The organism is Streptomyces sp. NPDC050619, from assembly GCF_040654815.1.
Taxonomy (GTDB): domain Bacteria; phylum Actinomycetota; class Actinomycetes; order Streptomycetales; family Streptomycetaceae; genus Streptomyces.
Map to the genome: position 1 here is coordinate 1 of NZ_JBFAIR010000119.1, position 2,252 is coordinate 2,252.

General features: G+C 70.3%; 2 protein-coding genes and 1 pseudogene. 2 read left to right on the forward strand and 1 reads right to left on the reverse strand.

Going from position 1 to position 2,252, the window contains the following annotated elements; all coding sequences use genetic code 11:
* Positions 1-486: AfsR/SARP family transcriptional regulator (locus AB0I77_RS53355; RefSeq protein ID WP_363290298.1), on the forward strand; the 486-nt coding region annotated here is incomplete at its 5' end.
* Between the two features lie 225 nt (positions 487-711).
* Positions 712-1,932 carry a transposase gene (locus AB0I77_RS53360; RefSeq protein ID WP_363290299.1) on the forward strand — a complete coding sequence of 407 codons (1,221 nt, stop codon included), beginning with the start codon at positions 712-714 and terminating at the stop codon, positions 1,930-1,932.
* Between the two features lie 62 nt (positions 1,933-1,994).
* On the opposite strand, the pseudogene AB0I77_RS53365 reads toward AB0I77_RS53360, so the two are convergent.
* A pseudogene (locus AB0I77_RS53365) lies at positions 1,995-2,252 on the reverse strand (peptide synthase condensation domain-containing protein); the annotation flags it as partial.

Here is a 2,252-nt window from a genome sequence, read left to right on the forward strand (position 1 = left end):
CTGGCCCGTGAGGGGCAGATCGCGTTCGAGGCCGGGGACAACGACGTGTCCGCGGCCCGTCTGGGTGCCGCGCTCGGCCTGTGGAGCGGTGCGCCGCTCGTGGACGTGAAGGCGGGGCCCGTCCTGGACATCGAGGTCATGCGGCTGCAGGAGAGCCGGTTGGTCACCGTGGAGCGGCGCATCGACGCCGACCTGCGGCTCGGTCGGCACGCCGAACTGATAGCGGAATTAACCGAACTGACGGCCCGCCATCCACACCACGAGGGGCTGCACTCGCAGGTCATGGTGGCGCTGTACCGGTCGGGCCGGCAGGCCACCGCGCTCGAGGCCTACCGTCGGCTGCGGATGCGGCTGATCGACGAACTCGGCGTCGAGCCCTCGCCGCAGCTGCAGCGCATGCACCAGGCCATGCTCGCGGTCGATCCCCAGCTGGACGTCCTGGCGGGTCCGCGCCGCTCCTCGACCTTCGACCTGTTCGCGGCGTAGAAAAGGCCGCGGGCCCGGCCCGCGGCGCGTCAAGATACCTCGTCACCGGGTTCCTCCGAGGATGCCCCGGCCTTCAGGCCGGGGAGGAATCGGACTCCTGCGGAGCAGGGCAGGGATAGCCGGATCGCCGTCAGGGCGATCCGGTGTCCACCCCGCACGGCGGTGCTGTCGCCCGCAATGATCAAGAACTCTCACCTGTCAGTCCTCCCGGGTAGGTTCGGATGCATGACGACAGAAGCGACCACGAAGGACACCGGGCATGCCCGGTACACCTTCCGTGTGCGCCTGTCGAACACGGCCAGGCGCCGGCTCGAAGCCGAGTGGGATCGCTGCCGCTGGATCTGGAACGAATGCGTGGCCAAGTCCAAGCAGGTCCACGTGCAGAGCACAGCGGGCGGCGAGAAGCTGACGTGTGGTCCGGCTCAGCTCGACAAGATGCTGACCGAGGCCCGCAGGGTGACGCCGTGGCTGGCTGAGGGCGCGAGCGTGCCTCAGCAGCAGGTGATACGCGACTTCGCCACGTCCCGCGCCAAGGCCCTGAAGGACATCAAGGACCGGCTTGCGATGCACCGCCGGGCCGGGATGCCCAGGTGGAAGAAGAAGCGGGAGACGCGGCCGAGCCTGAACTACACCCGGCGCGGCTTCCGCATCAAAGACGGTCGTCTGCACCTTGCGGGCCCGATCGTGGTGAGCGTGGTGTGGTCGCGGGACCTTCCGGTCGGCCCGTCGAGCGTGCGCGTGTACCAGGACACGCTCGGACATTGGTACGCGTCCTTCCTCGTCCCCGCGCAGAGCGAACCGCTCGCCCCCACGAGGCGCGTGCTCGGGGTGGACTGGGGTGTGAAGGAGAGGGCCACCACCACGGACGACGCCTACGACCTCCCGCATGGCGAGCACGGCAAGCGTGCCGCGCAGCGCCTCGCCCACTACCAGCGGATGATGGCCCGGCGCCGGCGTCCGAAGGGCCAGCCCGCATCGAAGGGCTACCGGGCGGCGCAGGCGCAGGCGGCGAAGCTGCACAAGAAGGTCGCGCGGCAGCGTGAGGACACCGGCCGCAAGTGGGCGAAGTCCGTGATGCGTGGCCATGACGGGGTGGCGGTGGAGGACTTCCGGCCGAAGTTCCTCGCGAAGACCGCGATGGCCCGCAAGGCGGCCGATGCCGCCATCGCCGCGACGAAGCGTGCCCTGGTCGAGATGGGCCGCAAGCATGGGCGGGACGTCCGTCTCGTGCACCCGGCGTACACCACGATGGACTGCGCCCAGTGCGGGGCGAGAACCAAGCATGCACTGCCTCTTTCGATGAGAACGTATGCCTGCACCGTGTGCGGGGCCGTGTCCCCCAGGGACAAGAACTCCGCTCACGTGATGCTGGTCCGGGCAGGTTGGAACCCGGACGGTGTCGAGGGCGCAAGACCACCTGGGCCGTCGGCTCTGGTGGCGGCCTGAGCCGTAAATCCCCGCTCAGCCCTGGAGGGTGGAGAATCCCCTCCCTTCAGGGAGGGGAGCCTTCAAGCACTCACGTCACGCAACGTCTCCGCCAGCCCCCGAGCCCCCTGCGCGTCCTCGGGACTGCCGCCGACCACCACGATCGGCGGGCGTACGTCGGTCGCCGTGACATGGCGGGCCAGTTCGCAGGCCAGCGCGCCCGCGCCCGAGTAGCCGCCGAGGACCAGGCGGTTGCCCGAGCGGGCCAGCGTGCCGATGGCCGCGGCGGCGCGGGCACCGTCCCCGGCGGCGGTGAGGCGCAGCGCGGTCAGCGCCTCGGG

What these genes read in the sequence shown, in the direction of transcription:
- AB0I77_RS53360 (WP_363290299.1), top strand. Translation starts at nt 712, where the DNA reads ATGACGACAGAAGCGACCACGAAGGACACCGGGCATGCCCGGTACACC.